At 67.3% G+C, this 565-nt stretch carries 1 pseudogene; it reads right to left on the bottom strand.

The annotated features are described in order from the left end of the window. A pseudogene (locus AC1DWF_RS37385) lies at window positions 1–254 on the bottom strand (tRNA (N6-isopentenyl adenosine(37)-C2)-methylthiotransferase MiaB); the annotation flags it as partial. Window positions 255–565 lie beyond the last annotated feature (311 nt).

The following is a 565-nucleotide window of genomic DNA, read 5'->3' as shown; positions in this document are numbered from 1 at the left end:
GCCTGCTTCTGCTCCTTCATCAGCCGCAGGCGGCCGAGCTCGGAAAAGAGCTTGTCCGTCGCCTTCTCGCGAATGTGGCAGGTGTTGAGGATGATCATGTCCGCGCCCTCGGGCGCATCCACCGGCGCATAGCCGAGCGGCGCCAGCACGTCCGCCATGCGGCCGCTGTCGTAGACGTTCATCTGGCAACCCCAGCTGCGCAGGAAGAGGCGCTTCTTCGGCACAGTGGCGGCCGGGGAGGTCGGATCGATCATGAAATTCCCTCGCTGTCCGTCCAGAGGACGGTCCAGGGCGGGGAGATGCGGACACTGGGCCGCTTGGTCAAGAAGAGCGGCCCCGTTCCTGCGTCACGGGCTGGCGTCTCATTGGAGGAACGGTCCCAAAGGGGGCCCGTGTCGGTCAAGTGGTAACAGTGTGAAGCCTGTGTGCCAGCTCACGCCGCATGCGGCGTGACGTCGCGGTTCTGCCGCAGCGCGGCCGCCGTCTCGGTCACGGAGCGCCCCACGCGCGCCGCCAGGGCCTTCCGGTCCGGCATGGCCTCGGGCGAGAAATCCTCGTTCAGCAC

The sequence above is a fragment of the Aminobacter sp. P4_D5 genome, assembly GCF_056401815.1.
This window is presented reverse-complemented; position numbering and strand designations above follow the sequence as displayed.